The following is an 18,317-nucleotide window of genomic DNA, read 5'->3' on the forward strand; positions in this document are numbered from 1 at the left end:
TGAGCCCCGTTGCCTGCGTTCGCTGTCGGCGAACGGCATAATGTCTGGCGGTGATCTAGGCGCTCCGCACCCGATCGTAAACCTCCAGCCGGTCGTCCCCGAGCTTACGCTCGTCACTGAGCCGCCAGCGGCCATGCGCCTCAGCAAGATCGGTAAGGCCGATGTCGCCGATCCCGGCCAGTCCCGCGCCGATCAGGATCGGCGCGCGATAGAGCAGCAGACGATCGACCAGGTCGGCGCGCAGGAAAGCGGCCGCAGTGTCCGCTCCGCCTTCCACCAGTAGATGATCGACATGGTCTAGCGACGCGATATCTTCGGGGTGGGCAATTCTTTCCCAGCCTTCGGGCGGATCGTTCCGGCTGAGCAGCAATTTGCGCGGGGAGCGATCCGCGAGGCCCGGCAGCCGGACATCCAGACGCGGCGCATCGGCGCGCAGTGTTCCGCCACCCACCAAAATCGCATCATGCCGGGCGCGCTCTACATGGGCATGGGCGCGCGCAGCCTCCCCCGTGATCCAGCGGCTCGATCCGTCGGCCAGCGCTATTCGGCCATCGAGCGACAAGCCGAGCTTCAACGTTACGGCGGGCCGGCCAAGCGTCTGGCGCAGGACGAAGCCGCGCATCGCGACGGCAGCATCTTCAGCCATGAGCCCCATTTCGACCTTCAATCCATGCTCGCGCAGGAAGGCGGCGCCCTGCCCGTCGGTGCGGGGATCGGGATCGCGCAGCGCGATGACGACGCGGCTTATACCCGCGCGCGCCATAAGATTGGCGCAGCGCGGCCCGCGCGGAGAAAGGTGGAAGCAGGGTTCCAGCGTCACATAGGCAGTCGCGCCCCGCGCCCAGTCCAGCGCCTGATCGAGGGCCTGGGATTCGGCATGGGGCCGGCCGCCCTTTTGTGTCCAGCCTCGTCCGACGATGCGGCCATCCCTGACGATCAGGCAGCCGACATTGGGGTTGGGGGTAGAAAGGCCGCGGCCGCGTTCCGACAGGGCGATGGCGGCAGCCATGAAGCGCCGGTCAGTGGTAGGATCGGCGGCAGGCTTTGGTGCTTTCGATCGGGCGGTCAGGGTTGGCGCGCTCCCGCCGCCGCTTTGTCCTTGCCCTCCGCATGGGCGAGCCGCGCATCAAGCTGTGCGTTGATCTCTTTCAGCGCTTCCTTGCGCCGGGCGCTGTTGCGCGCTTCTTCCTCACGCCAATCGATGCCGAAGGCGTCGGCCCAGCCCTGCATCTGCTTCTGCTTTTTCTTCAGCGCCGATTCCTGCTTGGCGAGGTCAATTTTCTGCTGGAGGATAATGGCTGCGTCCGACCGGTTCGCATCCCAGCTCTGCACATAAATGATCTTGTTGCGCGTTGGCATGGTATTGGTGTTGGCGTCGATGACGAACACCCACATGATCAGCCAGGTCAGCGCCATTGAAAGCCCCAGCAGGGGCCATTTGTGCGGCCGGTTCTGCCGAAAATAGTCCCAAAGGTCGCTGAGCGCGTTTTTGGGAGAGACGGGACGGGGAAAGATCGCCATGGCGCAGATATAGGCGATGGCAGGGCCGGATGCAAAAGCGGCGTTGCTGCCTTATATGAGCATCCGGCCCTTTCCCGCCAAATCAACGATCTGTCAGGGTAAAGTGGACGGTCAGTACCTGGCTGCTGCTGACCGCCAGCCCGTCCCGAGTCGCCGGCCGGAAGCGCCATTGGCGCAGCGCATGGCGACGCGTTGCCTGCCAGAAGGCTTCGTCGGTCGCAGACAATTTCTCGATATCCGCGACGCGGCCATTGGCACCGATGGTGACGCGCACCGTCACCTTGCCCTCCATCTGCTGCCGGATCATGGCGGCAGGATAATCTGGTTGGAAGCTCGTCAGCGCGTGTGGGTCGATCGCCGCAGGGATCAGCACGGGCAGCGGTGGCGGCGCAACGATGGTCTCAGGCAGCGGATCGGCCGCGGGGCCGCTGCCCGTAATCGGACCGGGGTCGATATCGAGCGCGTCGCCCGTGCGGGGCAGAACCACCAGCGGATCAGCCAGGGTTGTGGGTTGCGGGCGGTCGACCGGCGGTTTCTTGCTGTCGGTTTCGGGCGGCATGGGTTCGGGCGGCGGCGGTGCGCTTTCCTCAACGGCATAGGTGGTGAAGGGCTTTTCGGTGAAAGTCTGAATCACTTCCTTCGGGATCAGCAGAAAGCCTCCCACCAGCAGGGCGTGAACCGCGATCGTTCCTCCCACGCCCAGCGGAGAACGGCTGCCGCCGCGATAGCCGGAAACCATTTCACCTTGTGCGGTACGCATCCAGTGCATCGTGCATCCTCCTTCCACATAGCCCCTCTTCGGGAGCGAATGGTATGTTACAACATAATTAGATGATATGTTGCAACATTAAACTTCAGACATGAGGTGGGCGGTAAATGGGCGTTTCTTCTGTCGTCAGCTGATGACTAAAGCAGCGTGTCGATGGCGTGGATGGCAAGGCCGACGAGCCCGCCGACCAGCGTGCCGTTGACGCGGATATATTGAAGGTCGCGGCCGACTGCATTTTCCAGCCGGCTGGTGACGGTGCTGGCATCCCATCCGCGCACCGTCTCGCTGACCAGGGTGACGATGGAGTCGCCATAGCTCGCGGTCGCGCCAACGGCAGCGCGGCGCGCGAAACGGTTGATCAGCAGCCGCAGCCGCTGATTGTCCTGCAATGTGCCGCCCAACTGCTTCAGCGCCTCGCCGAAGCGCCCGGCCATCGCCTTGCCGGGGTCGCGGACCGCGCGCAGCAGGCCGCTGCGAGCTTGTTCCCACAGCCCGTCGATCCAGTTCTGCATCGCCGGATTGTCGATGATTTCATCGCGGACGCGGGCGATTCGCGCCTGCATGTGCGGGTCGGACTGCAGGTCGGCGGCAAGCTTTGCCATGCCTTCCTCGGCTTTCAGCCGCAGACTATGCTGGGGGTCGGCGGCCATCTCGGTGAGCAACCGGCGCAGCCCGTCGATGATGGCGTTGGACAGACTCTCGTCCAGGCCCGTCCAGCGCAGGATCTTGCCCGCCCTCTCGTGCACCATCTGGCGGATGAGATGGTCGTTGGCCTCCAGCGTGCGGTCGACCCAAAGGATGATGCCGTCCATTAGCGGGGCATGCCGCCCGTCGCGCATCGCTGCCTCGATCGCCTGACCGATCAGCGGGGCCAGGTTCATGGCCCGCAAGCGCTGCGCAATAGCCCCCTTTACCATGCCGCCCAGCTGCTCCTGATCCAGAGCTGCGAGCAGGTCGGCGGCGAGCCGGGACGCACCTTCGCGCAGGCGCTCGTCGCCGCCAGAGGGGCTGGCAAGGAAGCGGCCGGCGGCGCCGGCAACGTCCAGCCGCTGCATCCGGCGTGCGACGACGGCGGGGGTGAGGAAATTGTCGCGCAGGAACAAAGCCAGCGTGTCCCCGATCCGATCCTTGTTGCGCGGGATGATCGCCGTGTGCGGTATGGGGAGGCCCAGCGGATGGCGGAACAGGGCGGTGACCGCGAACCAGTCGGCCAGCCCGCCGACCATCGCCGCCTCCGCAAAGGCCTGAACGAACCCGATCGCGGGATGCAGATCGACCGTCGCCCGCGCCGCCAGAAACAGCAGCGCCATCAGGATCAGCATGCCCGTCGCCACGAGCCGCATGCGCTGCGCGGGGCGGGCGGCGGGATCGTTGGGCCGAGGCACGGAAAGCAGCTTCATGGCCGACAAACGGTTACGCCGCCGTTTCGTTCAGGCAAGTGCTTCTTTTCGCGCTTCCTATTCTGCTGGCTGCGTAACCCCCGCATGTGCGGCGTCATCGCCCGGACGATAGGTGAGCAGCCGCCGGCTGAGGCGCGGCCCAACCCACTCCTCGACGCCCAGCGCCAGGCTGAAGGTCGCGGGCACGATTACCAGGGTCAACAGGGTAGAAAGCAACAGCCCCCCGATCACCGTGATGCCCATGGGGGATCGCCACGCGCTGTCGCCGCTCAGCGACAGGGCGGTGGGCACCATGCCTGCGATCATCGCCACGGTGGTCATGACGATAGGCTGGGCGCGTTTGTGGCCGGCGTCCACGATCGCGTCGAATTTCGGCACCCCCTTCTGGATTTCCTCCAGTGCGAAATCGATGACAAGGATGGAGTTCTTGCAGACGATGCCGAGAAGCATCAGCAAGCCGATCAAGACCGGCATCGACACAGGGTTGCCGGTAAGGTGCAGCGCGAGCGCCCCGCCCAGCGGCGCGAGCAGCAGCGATCCCAGGTTGACGAAGGGCGGCATCAGCCGTTGGTAGAGCAGGGTGAGGACCGCCAGCACCAGCAGGATGCCGGAAATCACGGCGATAGCGAAATTCAGGATCATCTCCGCCTGCCACTTGCTCTCGCCGGTGTTGAGCTTCTCTACGCCCACCACCTTGCCGGCTGCGACGGCCTTCATCGTTGGCAGCGCCTCGATCTTCTTCATCGCCTCGCTCATGACGACGCCCGGTGCAAGATCCGCGTCCACGACGATGCGGCGGATCTGATTATAGCGGCGCAGCTGCGTCGGACCCGCGCCAAAGCTGATGTCGGCGACGACTTTCAGCGGAACGGAGCCGCCACTGACCGTAGGCACCGGCATATTCTCGACTGTGGCGATATCCTTGCGGCTGTTTTCCGCCAGGGCGACGCGGATGGGAATCTGACGGTCCGATAGCGAGAATTTGGCGCTGTTCTGGTCTATGTCACCGATCGTCGCGACGCGGATCGTCTGGCTGAGCGCCGCGGTGGTCACACCCATGCTGGCGGCAAGATCGAAGCGCGGCTTGATAAGGATTTCCGGCCGGCTCATGTCGCCCTGCACGCGAGGCGCCCTGATCTCATGAACTTGCGTCATCTCCTTGAGCAGCTTGTTGGCGGTCTGCTCGAGCAGTTGGGGATTGTCGCTGCCGAACATGATGGTGATGTCGCGGCCGAACCCGCCGCCCGATTGCGACTGGAAATTCACCCTCGCATCCGCAACCTGCTGGAATTGGGGTGCCATCTTGCGCTCCCAGACGACCGAGGAAGTCGGACGATCCTTCCGCAGCGTCAGATAGATGCTGGCTCCGGTCGGCTCGATGTCAGCAAAGGCGGCGTCGACAAAATCCTTGTCCGACGCCAGCATGTCCGCGACCTTCCGCGTGATCGCGGTCGTCTGTTCCAACGTGCTGCCCGGCACCGTCTCGATCTTCACCTGGCTGAAATCGGTATCGATGGTCGGCTGGAACGACATGGGCAAGGTTGCGAAGGCGCCGATCGTCGCGAGCAGGGCCAGGAAACCCATGCCGGCCGTCCAAAGGCGATGATCCCGCAGCCAGGCTGTCAAACGAGCCGAGCCGCCGCGTGCGCGATGGGCCATTGCCCGCCGTTCATCGAGCGACCAGCGCAGCACGTCCATATAGACGTCCATCAGCCAGCCTTCGCCATGGCTTTCCTGTCCATGCGCCTTAAGGAAATAGGCCGCGATCATCGGGGTTATCAGGCGCGCAACCGCCAGGCTGAGCAGCACCGCGATCACCACGGTCATACCGAACTGGATGAAGAACTGGCCTGAAATGCCCGGCATCAGCGCGACGGGCAGGAACACCGCGACGATCGCCATGGTGGTCGCCAGCACGGCCAGTCCGATCTCATCGGCGGCGTCAATCGAGGCCTGATAGGCACTCTTGCCCATTCGCATGTGGCGGACGATATTCTCGATCTCCACGATCGCGTCGTCGACCAGCACACCTGCCACCAGGCTGAGCGCCAGCAGCGAGATGTTGTTGAGCGTGAAGCCCATCATATCCATGAACCAGAAGGCCGGGATCGCGGACAGCGGGATAGCGAGCGCGGATATCAGCGTCGCACGCCAGTCGCGCAGGAACAGGAAAACGATGACGACCGCCAGCACGGCGCCCTCTATCATTGCCTGCATGGCCGAATGATATTGGCCCTTGGTATATTCGACGCTGGTGAAGAGCTGCTTATACTGGACCTTGGGATTTTCCTTCCTCAACTGGTCCAGCACCTTCGTCGCCTCTTCGAAGACGGTGACGTCGGACGACCCCTTGGCCTTTTCCATGCTGAAGCTGGTTACCTGCCGCCCGTTCATCAGCGAGAGAGAGCGCTGTTCGGCATACATGTCGCGGACATCGGCAAGATCGGCGAGCTTGACCGTGCGGCCGCCGGGAAGGGCGATCTGCGACTGGCCGAGCGAATAGGCGTCCTTGGCGTTGCCCAGCACCCGGATCGACTGTTCGGCGCCGGCGATTTCCGTGCGCCCGCCCGCAGCGTTCAGGTTCACCTGCTGTAGCTGTTGGTTGACCTGCGCCGCAGTAACGCCGTGGGATTGCAGCTTGACCGGGTCCAGGATGACGCGGATTTCGCGGGTGACCCCGCCGCCGCGCTTCACCGCCGCCATGCCGGGCACCGCCAGCAGGCGTTTCGCTACGGTATTGTCGACATACCAGGACAGCTCCTCCAGCGTCATGTCGGTGGCTTCGGCACTGAAATAGGCAATGGGGCCGCCGTCGATGTCGACGCGGCTGACCTGGGGTTCCAAAATGCCTTCAGGAAGGTCGCTGCGGATCTGGTCGACGGCGTTCTTCACATCGTTGACGGCACGATCGACGGGCGTTCCGATCTGGAACTGGACGTTCGTCAGCGACTGTCCTTCCGACACCACGGATGTGATCTCATCGACGCCGCTGATGCCGCGCACCGCTGCTTCGATGCGCTGGGTCACCTGTGTTTCCAGCTCTGTCGGCGCCGCGCCCGGCTGGAGCACGATGACCTGCGCCATCGGAAAGCTGATGTCGGGATTCTGGTTGATGTCCATCCGCCAGAAGCTGACCACGCCCGCCAGCAGCAGAGCCACGAACAGCACGATCGGCGGCACCGGGTTGCGGATTGCCCATGCGGAGATGTTGCGGAAACTCATATTGGCCTTCCTTGCCCTGCGATCCGGCGCATCGGCCGGTCCCGCGCCGATCTGCTCAGCTCGTCGTCCGCGCCACCGGCTTGACCTTCTCGCCCGGCGTCAGGAACGCGCCGGCCGAAGCGACGATGCGTTCAATGCCGCTGATACCGCCCATGATCGACACGCCTTGGTCGGAAACTTGGCCGACGGTTACCGCACGCCGTTCAACCTCGTTGCGGCTGTTGATGAGGTAGACATAATTGCCCTTCTCATCGCTCTGCACCGCCGATTCCGGGAGCATCGGCGCGGAACGGGTGCCGCTCACGATGGTGGCCGAAGCGAAGCCGCCGGGACGGATGGCAGGATTATACGCCAAGGCGATGCGCGCGATGCCCTGACGGTTCTGCGCGTCAATGACCGGGGAAAGCTGCCAAATCCGTCCGGTGAACTGCGCCTTCCCTCCCACCGGCGTGACGGTGGCGCTGTTCCCCGTGCTGAGCGCTGCAAGGTCGCCTTCGCTGACCTGCGCCAGCATCTCCATCGCCCCGTCCTTCGCCATGCGGAACAGGATGCCGCTGCCGGCCGCGACGATCTGGCCCGGCTCGACGTCACGGGTAAGCACCAGCCCTGCGGCGGGCGCGCGTATGTCCAGTCGGCCAGTGCGGGCGCGCTGCTCGGCCAGCTGAGCGGCGGCGATGTTGACGCGCGCCTTGGCGGCATCGCGCGTGGCGGTCCGCTGGTCGATGTCGGCCTGGCTGATGAAACCGCGCGACACGAGCGCCTTCGCTCTGTCCAACTGCGCCTGGGCGAGCTTCGCATCGGCGCGGTTCGCCTCCACCTGGGCCGCGAGCGAGCGGATCTGCTCGGTCTGCACGGACCGCTCGATTACCGCCAGGATCTGCCCCGCACGAACCCAGTCGCCCGGCTGAACGAGGACGCGCGTGACCGCGCCGCCTTCTCCGACCACGCCGACCGGCATCTCCACGCGTGCAGCAAGCGAGCCGGTGGCGTTGATCTGATGCGCGACGACCGACTGGCCGGGAGAGATCACGGTTACCACCGGCACCTGCGCGGCAGCGGCTGGCCGCGCGCCGTCACCCCGCATGCTGATCCACAGGGCGAGCAGGATCAGGACGATTGCGACCATGGCAGCGATCACCAGCACACGCCGCCGCTTCGCAGATCTGTCGTCGAGCATGTCGGCCGGAGCGTCTCCGATGAGCGGGGTTTCGTAGTTCATCCTGAATCCATCTTTCGCCCTATGCCGCAGGCCGTGCTGTATTATATGAATAGATCACTATCCTCAATCCCCTATATCTCATGTGATGAGGCCGCGAAATATCGTCCCCGGAATTGCCAATGCCATCCGACTTGGCGCTATATATAACTTAGGTGAAAGGGTGGAGGGGTGCGCGACATGGAATTGCTCGGCTGGATCATACTGGGCCTGTTTGCGGGCGCGATCGCGCGGCTGGTGATGCCCGGCCGCGATCCCGGCGGCTGCGTGGTCACCATCCTGCTGGGCATCGCCGGCGCATTGCTGGCGGGTTATCTTGGACGGCTGCTGGGCATTTACGGGCCGGGCGAGACGGCCGGTTTCATCGCCGCGGTGCTCGGATCGGTTGGCGTGCTGGTCATCTACCGCTTTTTCGCCGGCCGCCGCTGAAGACACGAAAAAGGGCCACGCCCGTCGGGGCGCAGCCCTTTTGAGATAGAAAACTATTTAGCGGACCGAGCCGCGACGCACCAGGTTGACGATCGCGAGAAGGACGATCGCACCCACCAGCGACACGAGGAAGCTGTAGAGGGTCAGGCCGTCGTTGATCGAACCGCCGCTGAAAATCAGGCCGCCAATGAACGCGCCGACGATGCCGACGACGATGTTCAGAAGAATGCCCTGCTGCGCATCGGTACGCATGACCATGCTGGCGAGCCAGCCGATGATGCCTCCGACGACAAGCCACAAAATGATGCCCATTTTTACTCTCCTTGGACCATATCCCCTTCCGGGTCGGCTGAGTGTTCAACGGCGAACGGGGCTTTGCGTTCCCTCATAGGTGAATCATCGGGCGCAAGGAGAGCGCGCAGATTACAGAAAGGGGCCGCCGGATGCCAGATCCGGCGGCCCCTTTCATCTCTGTGGCGGGACAGGTCGTCCCGCCGGCGACCCATCAATATTTCTGCTGCCGTTCGTAGAGCGACTTGTAATACTGAATTCGCGTGACGCGCAGGCCGTGCATGCCCGAGCGGTCGACCGCCCGCTGCCAGCTGGCGAATTCTTCCAGCGTCAGCGAATAGCGCGCGCAGGCCTCATCCACGGTCAGCAGCCCGCCGTTCACGGCCGCGACGACTTCCGCCTTGCGCCGGACAACCCAGCGCGTGGTATCGGCCGGGGGCAAACTCTCCAGGGTAAGGGGTTCCCCGAGCGGCCCGACGACCTGAGCTGGCCGGATTTTCTGGTTTTCGATCATTATCACCCTCAATAAGCGGCATCTGGCGTTGCCGATTTTCAGCAGTGCGGACTGTCTGCGGCGCAAGCCCTGAACAGGGGCTAAAGCGCCACGGTAAACGCCCCCTTCATCATCCTTTCCCCACCCTTAATCGGTTTGCGACCAACGGGTTAAAGCTCCCCGCGAGAGCTTCGGCGTCGATGCCACCGCCGGAACGGGGCGCGAGAATATCGGCCAGTTCCTGAACCCAGTCGCCTTCCTCTTCCTGCCCCCGCAGGACGCCCGCGACCGCCTGCGCGGTGGGGCTGGCCGCCTGCGCCGCGGCAGATGCCGCTCGCAGCAACGCCCAGACCGGCACGCGAGGCCGACCCGCAGGCCTGACAAGGCCGGGTTTGAGCCCGCCTGTCCGAAGAAAACCGAAGTCCATGCAGGGCTTCTACGGGCGAAAGGATAAGGTCCGGTAAACTCGTCCCCAATTTGAGTATATTGTTGCGGCAAACAGGGCAGCCGGGTCCTGCCAAGCATTCCTTGCTGGAACGTCGGCGCGCGCGCGACTATATGCGCGCCCATGCAGCCCCAGTTCCAGCTTGCCGAGCCGCTCGATGCGCGGCGGATCGTCGTCGCCATGTCGGGCGGCGTGGACTCGAGCGTGGTCGCCGCGCTGGCCGCGCGCACGGGCGCTGAAACCATCGGCGTGACGCTTCAGCTTTACGATCATGGCGCGGCGGTGGGCCGCACCGGCAGCTGCTGCGCGGGACAGGACATCCGTGACGCGCGAGCGGTCGCCGACCGGATCGGCATTGCCCACTATGTTTTTGATTATGAAAGCCGCTTTCGCGATTCGGTGATCGCCGATTTCGCCGACGAATATATGGCCGGGCGCACACCCATTCCCTGCGTCAAATGCAATATGGGGGTGAAGTTCACCGATCTGTTCCAGATTGCACGCGATCTGGGAGCGGATTGTCTCGCCACCGGCCATTATGTCCGCCGCGTTAAAGGAGTCGGGGGCGCGGAGCTGCATCGCGCCGCCGATCCTGCGCGCGACCAAAGCTATTTCCTTTTCGCCACCACGCAGGCGCAACTCGATTATCTCCGCTTCCCGCTGGGCGGCCTGCCCAAGCCGCAGGTGCGCGAGATCGCGGCGGAACTCGGCCTTTCCGTGGCGATGAAACCGGACAGCCAGGACATATGCTTCGTGCCCGATGGCGACTATGCCAAGATCGTCCGCAAGCTGCGTCCCGATGCCGACGAAGGGGGCGAGATCGTCCATATCGACGGTCGCGTCATGGGCACGCACAAGGGAATGATCCACTACACCGTCGGCCAGCGAAAGGGGCTGGAGATTGGCGGACAGGCCGAACCGCTCTACGTCGTGCGGCTGGATGCCGAGGGGCGGCGGGTGATCGTCGGGCCGAAGGCGGCGCTGGCGGTGTCGGCGGCACGGTTGAGCGAGATCAACTGGCTGGGCGGCGGTTTTTCCGGACCCCTGACAGCCAAGGTGCGCTCGATGGCGAAGCCGGTTCCGGCGCGGCTGGACGGAGATCGGCTTTTGTTCGACGCGCCGGAATATGGCGTCGCGCCAGGGCAGGCGGCGGTACTCTACGCAGGCGACCGGGTGCTGGGCGGCGGCTGGATCGCGGCGACCGAGGCGGCGCTGGCGGAGGCGGCATGAATATTGTCCTTTATGCCGCGCACGGGTAAGGCGCGCCGGTCATGACTCGTCCGCTCACCTTCGCCATCCCCAAGGGGCGCATCCTCGATGAGGCGCTGCCCCTGCTCGCCAAAGCCGGTATCGAGCCGGAGGCGGAATTTCATGACAAGAAGAGCCGCGCGCTCCGCTTCGCCACCAATCGCCCGGACGTATCGATCATTCGCGTGCGCGCCTTCGATGTGGCGACCTTCGTCGCGCATGGTGCGGCGCAGATCGGCATCGTCGGATCGGACGTGCTGGAAGAGTTCGATTATTCGGAGATTTACGCGCCCGTCGACCTCGACATGGGACATTGCCGCCTGTCGGTCGCGGAGCCGGTCGGCCTTGCGGACGAGGATGAGGCGGCGATGAGCCATGTGCGTGTCGCCACCAAATATCCTTACCTCACGCGCAAATATTATGAGGCGCGGGGCATCCAGGCGGAATGCGTAAAGCTGAACGGCGCGATGGAACTGGCGCCCTCGCTCGGCCTGTCGCGGCGGATCGTAGACCTTGTCTCTTCCGGCGCGACGCTGAAGGCCAATGGCCTGGTCGAAACCAGCATCATCATGCAGGTGTCGGCGCGGCTGATCGTCAACCGCGCCGCCTACAAGATGCGCTCGGCCGAACTGGTGCCGCTGGTGGAGGCGTTCCGCACGGCCGTGGGGGTGAAGGATGCCGCTTAGGCTGGACAGCCGCAGCGCGGACTTCGCCGCTTCCTTCACCGCGCTGGTCGACGCCAGGCGCGAAGCGGACGAGGATGTGTCGCGTGATGTCACCGCGATCCTGAAGCGGGTGCGGGCGGAGGGCGATGCGGCGCTCGCCGACTATACCGCGCGGTTCGACGGGCATGATCTTGACGTCAGCGGCTGGGCGGTCAGGCCGGCGGAAACCCGAGCCGCGCTCGACACGCTCTCGACCAGGCTGCGCGATGCGCTGGAACTCGCGGCGGCGCGCATCACCGCCTATCATGAAAAGCAGAAGCCGCAGGACAGCGACACCATCGACGCGGCGGGCATCCGCCTTGGCGCGCGCTGGAACGCAGTCGATGCAGCCGGCCTCTACGTCCCGGGCGGACGGGCAGCCTATCCCAGTTCGCTGCTGATGAATGTGATCCCGGCCAAGGTGGCGGGCGTGTCGCGCATCGCCATGGTGACGCCGACGCCCAATGGCGAGATCAACCCGCTCGTCCTCGCCGCCGCGCAGATCGCCGGCATAGAGGAAATCTGGCGCGTGGGCGGGGCGCAGGCGGTGGCCGCGCTTGCCTATGGCACGGATCGGATCAGGCCGGTAGACGTCATCACCGGGCCCGGCAACGCCTGGGTCGCGGAGGCCAAGCGGCAGCTTTATGGGGTCGTCGGTATCGACATGGTCGCCGGCCCCTCGGAGATCGTCGTAGTGGCCGACGGCAAGAATAATCCCGACTGGATTGCCGCCGACCTGTTGAGCCAATCGGAACATGATCCGACCAGCCAGTCGATCCTGTTTACCGACGACGCGGCTTTCGCGGCCGAAGTCGAGAAAGCGGTGGAGGGCCGCCTCGGCCAGCTGGCGACGCAGCAGGTGGCGCGAACCAGCTGGAACGCCAATGGCGCGATCATCATCGTGCGCGACTTGGATGAAGCGATGCCGCTGGTCGACCGACTGGCCGCCGAGCATCTGGAACTGGCGGTGGACGACCCGGATCGCCTATTCGCTCAAGTCCGCCATGCCGGCTCGGTCTTCCTTGGCCGCATGACGCCGGAGGCGGTTGGCGATTATGTCGCCGGGCCGAACCATGTGCTGCCGACCGGCCGCCGCGCCCGTTTTTCCTCGGGACTGTCGGTGCTCGATTTCATGAAGCGGACCAGCTTCCTGAGCCTTGACCAGGCCGGGATCGATGCCATCGGTCCTGCCGCCGTCGCTCTGGCGGAAGCGGAGGGGCTGCCAGCGCATGCCGCTTCAGTGGCTTTGCGGCTGTCTTGACTCAACAGCCGTTCGGTTCGAGCTTGTCGAGAACATCGTGCAGAGTTCTCGACAAGCTCGAACCGAACGGAGTAGGGGGCACCTATGAACGACCGCTCCAAATCCCGCTCCGCCGCGCGCCTTGCTGCGGTTCAGGCGCTCTATCAGCTGGAAATGGAGGGTACACCGCTCCATCTGCTCCTGCATGAATTCCACCAGCACCGGCTGGGTGCGACGATCGAGGACGTGACCTATGCGCAGGCCGAGGAGAGCTTCTTCGACGATGTGGTGCAGGGCGTTGATCGTCGCCGGGGAGAGATTGACGGCCTGATCACGACGCGGCTCTCCAGCGGCTGGAGCCTTGAACGTCTCGACAGGCCCATGCGGCAGATCCTGCGCGCCGGAACCTATGAACTGCTCGCCCGCAAGGATGTGGCGACGGGCACCGTTATCAGCGAATATGTCGATGTGGCGCACGCCTTTTACGACAAGCGCGAGGCGGGATTCGTGAATGGCCTGCTCGATGCCGTCGCGAAGGATGTGCGGAAATAGCGCAGCATTATCGCCGTGCTCCTGCGAAGGCAGGAGCCCAGTTCAGACCGTGGGTCTGGGTTTCTGCCTCCGCAGGAGCACGGCGTCTCAAAAAACATGTCCGCTGAATCGCGATTCCTGACCTTGCTCCGCCTGCTGGCGAATGATCCTGGCGCGCAGGGGCTTCAGGATGACGTGGCGGTGCTGTCAGTCGGTGGCGCGCGCCTGATCCTGACCAGCGATACGATGGTGGAGGGAGTGCATTATCTGGCCGCTGATCCGCCGGCGGATATCGGCTGGAAGCTGGCGGCGGTGAGCTTGTCCGACCTAGCGGCCAAGGGTGCGAAGCCGATCGGCTGCCTGCTCAACTACGCATTGTCCGGCGATGATGCATGGGACGCCGCTTTTCTAGAAGGGCTGGGGGAAGCCCTGGCGCGGCACGCCATGCCCCTGCTGGGCGGCGACACGGTGCAGATGCCCATGGGCGCGCCGCGCAGCTACAGCCTGACCGCCCTGGGCGAAGCAAGCGGGCCGATCCCGGTGCGCGGCGGCGCAAGAGCGGGCGACCGGCTTTATCTCACGGGCCCGGTGGGCGATGCGGGCGTCGGCCTGGAACTGCTGCGCTCGACACGCGGCGCGTCGGGGCCGCTGGTTGATGCCTATCGCCGTCCGCGCCCCCGTTTGGCCGAAGGGGCGCTGCTGGCCCCGCGGGTTCATGCGATGATGGACGTGTCGGACGGCCTGCTGATCGATGCGGCGCGCATGGCGGCGGCGAGTGGTCTTGCCGTCACCATCGACCATATTCCCCTGTCGCCGGCGCTGGAGCAGGTCCGGGGTGCCAGCAATGCGGTTCAGATCGCTGCCGCCCGCGCTGGAGACGATTACGAACTGCTTTTTACGCTGCCCCCCGCCGCCAAGCCGCCAGTGCGCGCCATACCCGTTGGTTATTTCTCCGAAGGAAGCGGGCTCACCTTGCTGATCGACGGGGTTGCCGTGCCACTCCCGGACCGGCTCGGCTGGGAACATGGCTGAAGCGGGCTGATCTGCCTCAATATCGTGACGGGTTGACGTCGCCCATCCGCCCTGTAGCTTGATCCACTCCTATTCTCAGCTGGTTGGAGCGCATGATGCGCGTGAGCCTGATGCTGATTGACGCGGTGCCTGATGCCGGATGCGTGAATCCCGGTCGCCCGCCTGTGCGCCTTTCGCCCGCCCGTCATTCCCTGCGGAGCGGCCGATGACAGGGATAACAGGGGGAGAGGAACATTCATGCAGATTGTCTCAATTGCCATAGGGTGCGGCCTGCTGGCCGTGCTCTACGGCCTGTTCACCAGTCGACAGGTGCTGGCGGCCTCCGCCGGCAACGAAACCATGCAAGCGATCGCAGGGGCGATCCAGGAAGGGGCGAAGGCGTATCTCGGCCGCCAATATACGACGATCGGCATGGTCGGCGTCGTCGTCGCGGCGCTGGTCTTCTTCTTCCTGGGCGCGACATCGGCCATTGGATTCCTGATCGGGGCGCTGCTGTCGGGCGCAGCGGGCTTCATCGGCATGAACATCTCGGTTCGCGCCAATGTGCGTACCGCCGAAGCCGCGCGGGGTACGCTGCAAAGCGGCCTCACGGTTGCCTTTCGTGCGGGTGCGATCACCGGCATGCTGGTGGCGGGCTTGGCATTGCTCGCGATCAGCGTCTTTTTCTGGTACCTGACCGGGCCAGCCGGCCATGCGCCCGATGACCGTTTGGTGATCGACTCGCTTGTCGCACTGGCGTTCGGGGCAAGCCTCATCTCCATCTTCGCGCGTCTGGGGGGCGGCATCTTCACCAAGGCCGCGGACGTCGGCGCCGATCTTGTCGGCAAGGTGGAAGCCGGCATCCCGGAAGATGATCCACGCAATCCCGCCGTCATCGCGGACAATGTCGGCGACAATGTGGGCGACTGCGCCGGCATGGCGGCGGACCTGTTCGAAACCTATGTCGTCACCGTTGGCGCCACCATGGTGCTCACCGCGCTGCTGGTGAAGGGGGTGGACAACGCCTTCCTGATGCAGCTCATGTCGCTGCCGCTGATCGTGGGCGGGGTGTGCATCATCACCTCGATCATCGGCACCTACATGGTGCGTCTGGGCTCCAGCCAGTCGATCATGGGCGCGCTCTACAAGGGCTTCTGGACCACGGCGATCCTGTCGATCCCCGCCCTCTATGCTGTCACCCATTGGGCGCTCGGTGATCTCAACGCGCGCTTCGGCACCGATCTGGACGGGCAGGGCGGCTATACCGGCATGGCACTGTTCTGGGCGATGATGGTGGGCTTGGCGGTGACGGGCCTTATCGTGTGGATCACCGAATATTATACCGGCACCAACTACCGCCCGGTGCGCAGCATCGCTCGGGCTTCAGAAACCGGCCATGGCACCAACGTCATCCAGGGGCTGGCGGTCAGTCTGGAGGCGACCGCGCTGCCCACGCTCGTGATCGTCGTCGGCATCATCGTGGCGTATCAGCTTGCCGGCCTGATCGGCATTGCCTTCGCTGCGACCGCCATGCTGGCCCTGGCGGGCATGGTCGTAGCACTCGACGCCTACGGCCCGGTCACCGACAATGCGGGCGGCATCGCGGAAATGTCGCATCTTGACGACAGCGTCCGGGTCAAGACCGACGCGCTCGACGCCGTGGGCAACACGACCAAGGCGGTGACGAAGGGTTATGCGATCGGATCGGCCGGCCTTGCCGCCTTGGTGCTGTTCGGTGCCTATACGGAGGATCTGAAATTCTACAACTCCGCCCTCGGCCTGACCGAGCCGGTCGATTTCAGCCTCTCCAACCCCTATGTCATTGTCGGCCTGCTGCTCGGCGCGCTCCTGCCCTATCTGTTCGGAGCGATGGGAATGACCGCCGTTGGCCGTGCGGCGGGCGACGTGGTGAAGGATGTTCGCGAACAGTTCGCCACCAATCGCGGCATCATGGAAGGCACGTCGCGGCCCGATTATGCCCGCACCGTCGATCTCGTCACTCGCGCCGCGATCAAGGAAATGATCATCCCCAGCCTGCTTCCTGTATTGGCGCCAATCGCGGTTTATTTCGCGATCTCGGCCGTGGCGGGTACCCCCAACGGCTTTGCGGCACTCGGCGCGCTGCTGCTGGGGGTGATCGTGTCGGGCCTGTTCGTCGCCCTCTCCATGACCTCGGGCGGAGGTGCATGGGATAATGCCAAGAAGTTCATCGAGGACGGCAATCATGGCGGCAAGGGCAGTGAGGCGCATAAAGCCGCCGTCACGGGCGACACAGTTGGTGATCCCTACAAGGACACCGCCGGTCCCGCCGTCAACCCGATGATCAAGATCACCAATATCGTGGCCCTGCTGCTGCTAGCAGCCCTCGCCCACGGCGGCTGATCGAAAAGCAAGCTAGCTCATCGCTTCGGCGATGGGCTACCGCTTCGTCAGGCGCCGCTGAGTGTCGAAATGATCAGGGAAATGGTGCCCGGGGACGGAGTCGAACCGCCGACACTGCGATTTTCAGTCGCATGCTCTACCAACTGAGCTACCCGGGCGCGCGTGCCGGTGAGAACCACTGGCTGCTTCGAGAGGCGTGCCTATAGGCGTCAATCCGCGTCGCTGTCCAGCCCATAATCGTCGCTTTTTTTCATCTCTTCCGCGGCCGGCGTGCCTGGCACGCGGTAACCCTCGCCCAGCCATTGCAGAAGGTCGCGATCGCGGCAGGCTTTGCCGCAGAACGGGCGCGTCTCCGGGTGCGAAGGCTGGCCGCAGACCGGGCAGGCGGAAGCTTTAGGCGACATGGCCTGCTGATATGGCAAGCGCCGCGTCCGCCTTCAAGCTGATCGGGCCGCCACGCCGACGGGCGAGCTGTTCGATCCAGTCGGTCGCCTTGTGCAGACGGTCGATGAGGGCAGGCGCGGCGGTGATCGTTGCGGGGCCGCCGTTGCCATGCCGCTCTGCCCGTCGGAGCAGCGCCAGCGCGGCGGTTTCGACCGGGTCGGCGCGCAGCAGTTCCATAAGATTCATGCGCTCGCGGCGGCGGATGATCTGGATGAAGCCGAAGCCATTGACGGCCGTGCGCTCGAAGGGCAGTGGCAGATATTTGTCGATCTGGGCCGAAGCGACGGCGCGTTCGTCCTTGTTGTTCATCGTCGGCAGGTCGACCCCGATCGAGCCGGTCAGGCCCATGCGGCGGATCGCCTGCGCCGCCAGTTTCGCGCCCTTGGGACCCAGCTTGGCCGGCGGCAGGGAGCCATCGACGTCGATGAGGATCATCGCCGGGGTGGGAAAGACGCGCAGCGCGGCTTCCTCCGTGCCGATCTCGCCTGACATCGCCTCTTCCATGAGTTCGCTCCAGCCGTGGGCCTCGAAACGGTCTTCCTCATGCGCGGGGCAGGGGGTGATGGGAATGGCGGTCGCCCGCAGCCGCTGGAGCAGGCTGGGAGCGGGATGCGCCTTGGACCCGGGCTGGGCGATGCGCGCCTTGGCGAATTTGGCGCGGCCCTCCTCGGGAATGGCTTCGCGCAGGATTTCGAGCAGGACGGTCGCGCCTTCCGCAATCTTGGGCGGGATCGGTTCGACTAGCACTTCCTCGCCGGAGATCAGGCGGGCGATGCCGCGTTTCCTGGGGATCACGGTTCGAACGAGCTTGCCCTGAATCACGGCGCCGGCGCGGGCAAGATCGCTTTCCCGCTCAATCTGCGCCTCGACCAGCTTGCCCTTTTCGATCAGCGCGGCGCGGGCCTCGCCAATGCCTTCTTCATAAAGCCATTCGGCCATGAGCATATTCCTGTTGATCGCGATTTCCGAGC

General features: G+C 64.7%; 18 protein-coding genes and 1 tRNA gene. 7 read left to right on the forward strand and 12 right to left on the reverse strand.

The genetic code is table 11. The features are described 5' to 3' along the window. Positions 1-55: 55 nt before the first annotated feature. The 6 genes from ribD to L858_RS0107220 all read right to left on the reverse strand — a co-directional run bounded on the left by ribD (position 56) and on the right by L858_RS0107220 (position 8,131). Positions 56-1,069: a bifunctional diaminohydroxyphosphoribosylaminopyrimidine deaminase/5-amino-6-(5-phosphoribosylamino)uracil reductase RibD gene (gene ribD / locus L858_RS0107195; protein WP_274518599.1), complete on the reverse strand. Its 1,014-nt coding sequence runs from the start codon at positions 1,067-1,069 to the stop codon at positions 56-58. Beyond that, a complete protein-coding gene (locus tag L858_RS0107200; RefSeq protein ID WP_022682480.1) occupies positions 1,066-1,521 on the reverse strand; it encodes a hypothetical protein in 456 nt (151 codons plus the stop codon). Before L858_RS0107200 ends, ribD begins: the two co-directional genes overlap by 4 nt. Positions 1,522-1,603: 82 nt before the next feature. Beyond that, positions 1,604-2,290, reverse strand: a complete 687-nt coding sequence (locus L858_RS0107205) for an energy transducer TonB (RefSeq protein WP_022682481.1) — start codon at positions 2,288-2,290, stop codon at positions 1,604-1,606. 137 nt (positions 2,291-2,427) lie between these two features. Then, entirely contained in the window at positions 2,428-3,690 is a 1,263-nt protein-coding gene (locus L858_RS0107210) for a DUF445 domain-containing protein (protein WP_028055900.1), read from the reverse strand. Positions 3,691-3,747: 57 nt separating this feature from the next. Beyond that, complete coding sequence (locus L858_RS0107215) at positions 3,748-6,912, reverse strand: efflux RND transporter permease subunit (RefSeq protein WP_022682483.1); 3,165 nt, start codon at positions 6,910-6,912, stop codon at positions 3,748-3,750. Between the two features lie 55 nt (positions 6,913-6,967). Continuing rightward, positions 6,968-8,131 carry an efflux RND transporter periplasmic adaptor subunit gene (locus tag L858_RS0107220; RefSeq protein WP_022682484.1) on the reverse strand — a complete coding sequence of 388 codons (1,164 nt, stop codon included), beginning with the start codon at positions 8,129-8,131 and terminating at the stop codon, positions 6,968-6,970. A gap of 177 nt (positions 8,132-8,308) precedes the next feature. Between L858_RS0107220 and L858_RS0107225 the strand changes: the two genes are divergently transcribed. Further along, positions 8,309-8,557, forward strand: a complete 249-nt coding sequence (locus L858_RS0107225) for a GlsB/YeaQ/YmgE family stress response membrane protein (protein WP_028055901.1) — start codon at positions 8,309-8,311, stop codon at positions 8,555-8,557. Positions 8,558-8,614: 57 nt separating this feature from the next. On the opposite strand, the gene L858_RS0107230 is transcribed toward L858_RS0107225, so the two are convergent. From L858_RS0107230 to L858_RS0107240, 3 genes are all read right to left on the reverse strand, one after another. After that, positions 8,615-8,869, reverse strand: coding sequence for a GlsB/YeaQ/YmgE family stress response membrane protein (locus L858_RS0107230; RefSeq protein WP_022682486.1), 255 nt, complete (start codon positions 8,867-8,869; stop codon positions 8,615-8,617). A gap of 193 nt (positions 8,870-9,062) precedes the next feature. After that, on the reverse strand, positions 9,063-9,362 hold the full coding sequence (sciP, locus tag L858_RS0107235; RefSeq protein WP_022682487.1) for a CtrA inhibitor SciP: 300 nt from the start codon (positions 9,360-9,362) through the stop codon (positions 9,063-9,065). 109 nt (positions 9,363-9,471) lie between these two features. Further along, positions 9,472-9,768 (reverse strand): hypothetical protein, encoded by a 297-nt coding sequence (locus L858_RS0107240; protein ID WP_022682488.1) that lies wholly within the window; start codon positions 9,766-9,768, stop codon positions 9,472-9,474. 141 nt (positions 9,769-9,909) lie between these two features. Here L858_RS0107240 and mnmA point away from each other — a divergent pair, with 141 nt between their 5' ends. The 6 genes from mnmA to L858_RS0107270 all read left to right on the forward strand — a co-directional run bounded on the left by mnmA (position 9,910) and on the right by L858_RS0107270 (position 16,902). Next, the gene (gene mnmA / locus L858_RS0107245; protein ID WP_022682489.1) at positions 9,910-11,016 is read left to right on the forward strand and encodes a tRNA 2-thiouridine(34) synthase MnmA; all 1,107 of its coding nucleotides are present in this window, start codon (positions 9,910-9,912) and stop codon (positions 11,014-11,016) included. Between the two features lie 41 nt (positions 11,017-11,057). Next, entirely contained in the window at positions 11,058-11,720 is a 663-nt protein-coding gene (gene hisG, locus L858_RS0107250) for an ATP phosphoribosyltransferase (RefSeq protein WP_022682490.1), read from the forward strand. Next, on the forward strand, positions 11,710-12,999 hold the full coding sequence (gene hisD / locus L858_RS0107255) for a histidinol dehydrogenase (RefSeq protein ID WP_022682491.1): 1,290 nt from the start codon (positions 11,710-11,712) through the stop codon (positions 12,997-12,999). Before hisG ends, hisD begins: the two co-directional genes overlap by 11 nt. A gap of 84 nt (positions 13,000-13,083) precedes the next feature. Further along, complete coding sequence (nusB, locus tag L858_RS0107260) at positions 13,084-13,530, forward strand: transcription antitermination factor NusB (RefSeq protein ID WP_022682492.1); 447 nt, start codon at positions 13,084-13,086, stop codon at positions 13,528-13,530. A gap of 96 nt (positions 13,531-13,626) precedes the next feature. Continuing rightward, positions 13,627-14,541 (forward strand): thiamine-phosphate kinase, encoded by a 915-nt coding sequence (gene thiL, locus L858_RS0107265; RefSeq protein WP_022682493.1) that lies wholly within the window; start codon positions 13,627-13,629, stop codon positions 14,539-14,541. Between the two features lie 237 nt (positions 14,542-14,778). Then, positions 14,779-16,902 carry a sodium-translocating pyrophosphatase gene (locus L858_RS0107270; RefSeq protein WP_022682494.1) on the forward strand — a complete coding sequence of 708 codons (2,124 nt, stop codon included), beginning with the start codon at positions 14,779-14,781 and terminating at the stop codon, positions 16,900-16,902. Between the two features lie 82 nt (positions 16,903-16,984). Here L858_RS0107270 and L858_RS0107275 read toward each other — a convergent pair. The 3 genes from L858_RS0107275 to L858_RS0107285 all read right to left on the reverse strand — a co-directional run bounded on the left by L858_RS0107275 (position 16,985) and on the right by L858_RS0107285 (position 18,285). Then, positions 16,985-17,060: transfer RNA gene (locus tag L858_RS0107275), tRNA-Phe, on the reverse strand. Between the two features lie 51 nt (positions 17,061-17,111). Further along, entirely contained in the window at positions 17,112-17,306 is a 195-nt protein-coding gene (locus L858_RS0107280) for a DNA gyrase inhibitor YacG (RefSeq protein ID WP_022682495.1), read from the reverse strand. After that, positions 17,296-18,285 carry a hypothetical protein gene (locus tag L858_RS0107285; protein WP_022682496.1) on the reverse strand — a complete coding sequence of 330 codons (990 nt, stop codon included), beginning with the start codon at positions 18,283-18,285 and terminating at the stop codon, positions 17,296-17,298. Before L858_RS0107285 ends, L858_RS0107280 begins: the two co-directional genes overlap by 11 nt. Positions 18,286-18,317: the final 32 nt, after the last annotated feature.

The sequence above is a fragment of the Sphingobium bisphenolivorans genome (assembly GCF_000412635.1).
Classification (GTDB): domain Bacteria; phylum Pseudomonadota; class Alphaproteobacteria; order Sphingomonadales; family Sphingomonadaceae; genus Sphingobium; species Sphingobium bisphenolivorans.

Excerpts from the sequence above, each read along its gene's own strand:
- sciP (WP_022682487.1), bottom strand. The coding sequence starts at position 9,362 with ATGATCGAAAACCAGAAAATCCGGCCAGCTCAGGTCGTCGGGCCGCTC.
- L858_RS0107220 (WP_022682484.1), bottom strand. The coding sequence starts at position 8,131 with ATGAACTACGAAACCCCGCTCATCGGAGACGCTCCGGCCGACATGCTC.
- L858_RS0107210 (WP_028055900.1), bottom strand. The coding sequence starts at position 3,690 with ATGAAGCTGCTTTCCGTGCCTCGGCCCAACGATCCCGCCGCCCGCCCC.
- L858_RS0107230 (WP_022682486.1), bottom strand. The coding sequence starts at position 8,869 with ATGGGCATCATTTTGTGGCTTGTCGTCGGAGGCATCATCGGCTGGCTC.
- L858_RS0107270 (WP_022682494.1), top strand. The coding sequence starts at position 14,779 with ATGCAGATTGTCTCAATTGCCATAGGGTGCGGCCTGCTGGCCGTGCTC.
- L858_RS0107280 (WP_022682495.1), bottom strand. The coding sequence starts at position 17,306 with ATGTCGCCTAAAGCTTCCGCCTGCCCGGTCTGCGGCCAGCCTTCGCAC.
- L858_RS0107215 (WP_022682483.1), bottom strand. The coding sequence starts at position 6,912 with ATGAGTTTCCGCAACATCTCCGCATGGGCAATCCGCAACCCGGTGCCG.
- hisG (WP_022682490.1), top strand. The coding sequence starts at position 11,058 with ATGACTCGTCCGCTCACCTTCGCCATCCCCAAGGGGCGCATCCTCGAT.
- L858_RS0107285 (WP_022682496.1), bottom strand. The coding sequence starts at position 18,285 with ATGGCCGAATGGCTTTATGAAGAAGGCATTGGCGAGGCCCGCGCCGCG.
- L858_RS0107225 (WP_028055901.1), top strand. The coding sequence starts at position 8,309 with ATGGAATTGCTCGGCTGGATCATACTGGGCCTGTTTGCGGGCGCGATC.
- L858_RS0107240 (WP_022682488.1), bottom strand. The coding sequence starts at position 9,768 with ATGGACTTCGGTTTTCTTCGGACAGGCGGGCTCAAACCCGGCCTTGTC.
- hisD (WP_022682491.1), top strand. The coding sequence starts at position 11,710 with ATGCCGCTTAGGCTGGACAGCCGCAGCGCGGACTTCGCCGCTTCCTTC.
- L858_RS0107200 (WP_022682480.1), bottom strand. The coding sequence starts at position 1,521 with ATGGCGATCTTTCCCCGTCCCGTCTCTCCCAAAAACGCGCTCAGCGAC.
- nusB (WP_022682492.1), top strand. The coding sequence starts at position 13,084 with ATGAACGACCGCTCCAAATCCCGCTCCGCCGCGCGCCTTGCTGCGGTT.
- thiL (WP_022682493.1), top strand. The coding sequence starts at position 13,627 with ATGTCCGCTGAATCGCGATTCCTGACCTTGCTCCGCCTGCTGGCGAAT.
- mnmA (WP_022682489.1), top strand. The coding sequence starts at position 9,910 with ATGCAGCCCCAGTTCCAGCTTGCCGAGCCGCTCGATGCGCGGCGGATC.
- L858_RS0107205 (WP_022682481.1), bottom strand. The coding sequence starts at position 2,290 with ATGCACTGGATGCGTACCGCACAAGGTGAAATGGTTTCCGGCTATCGC.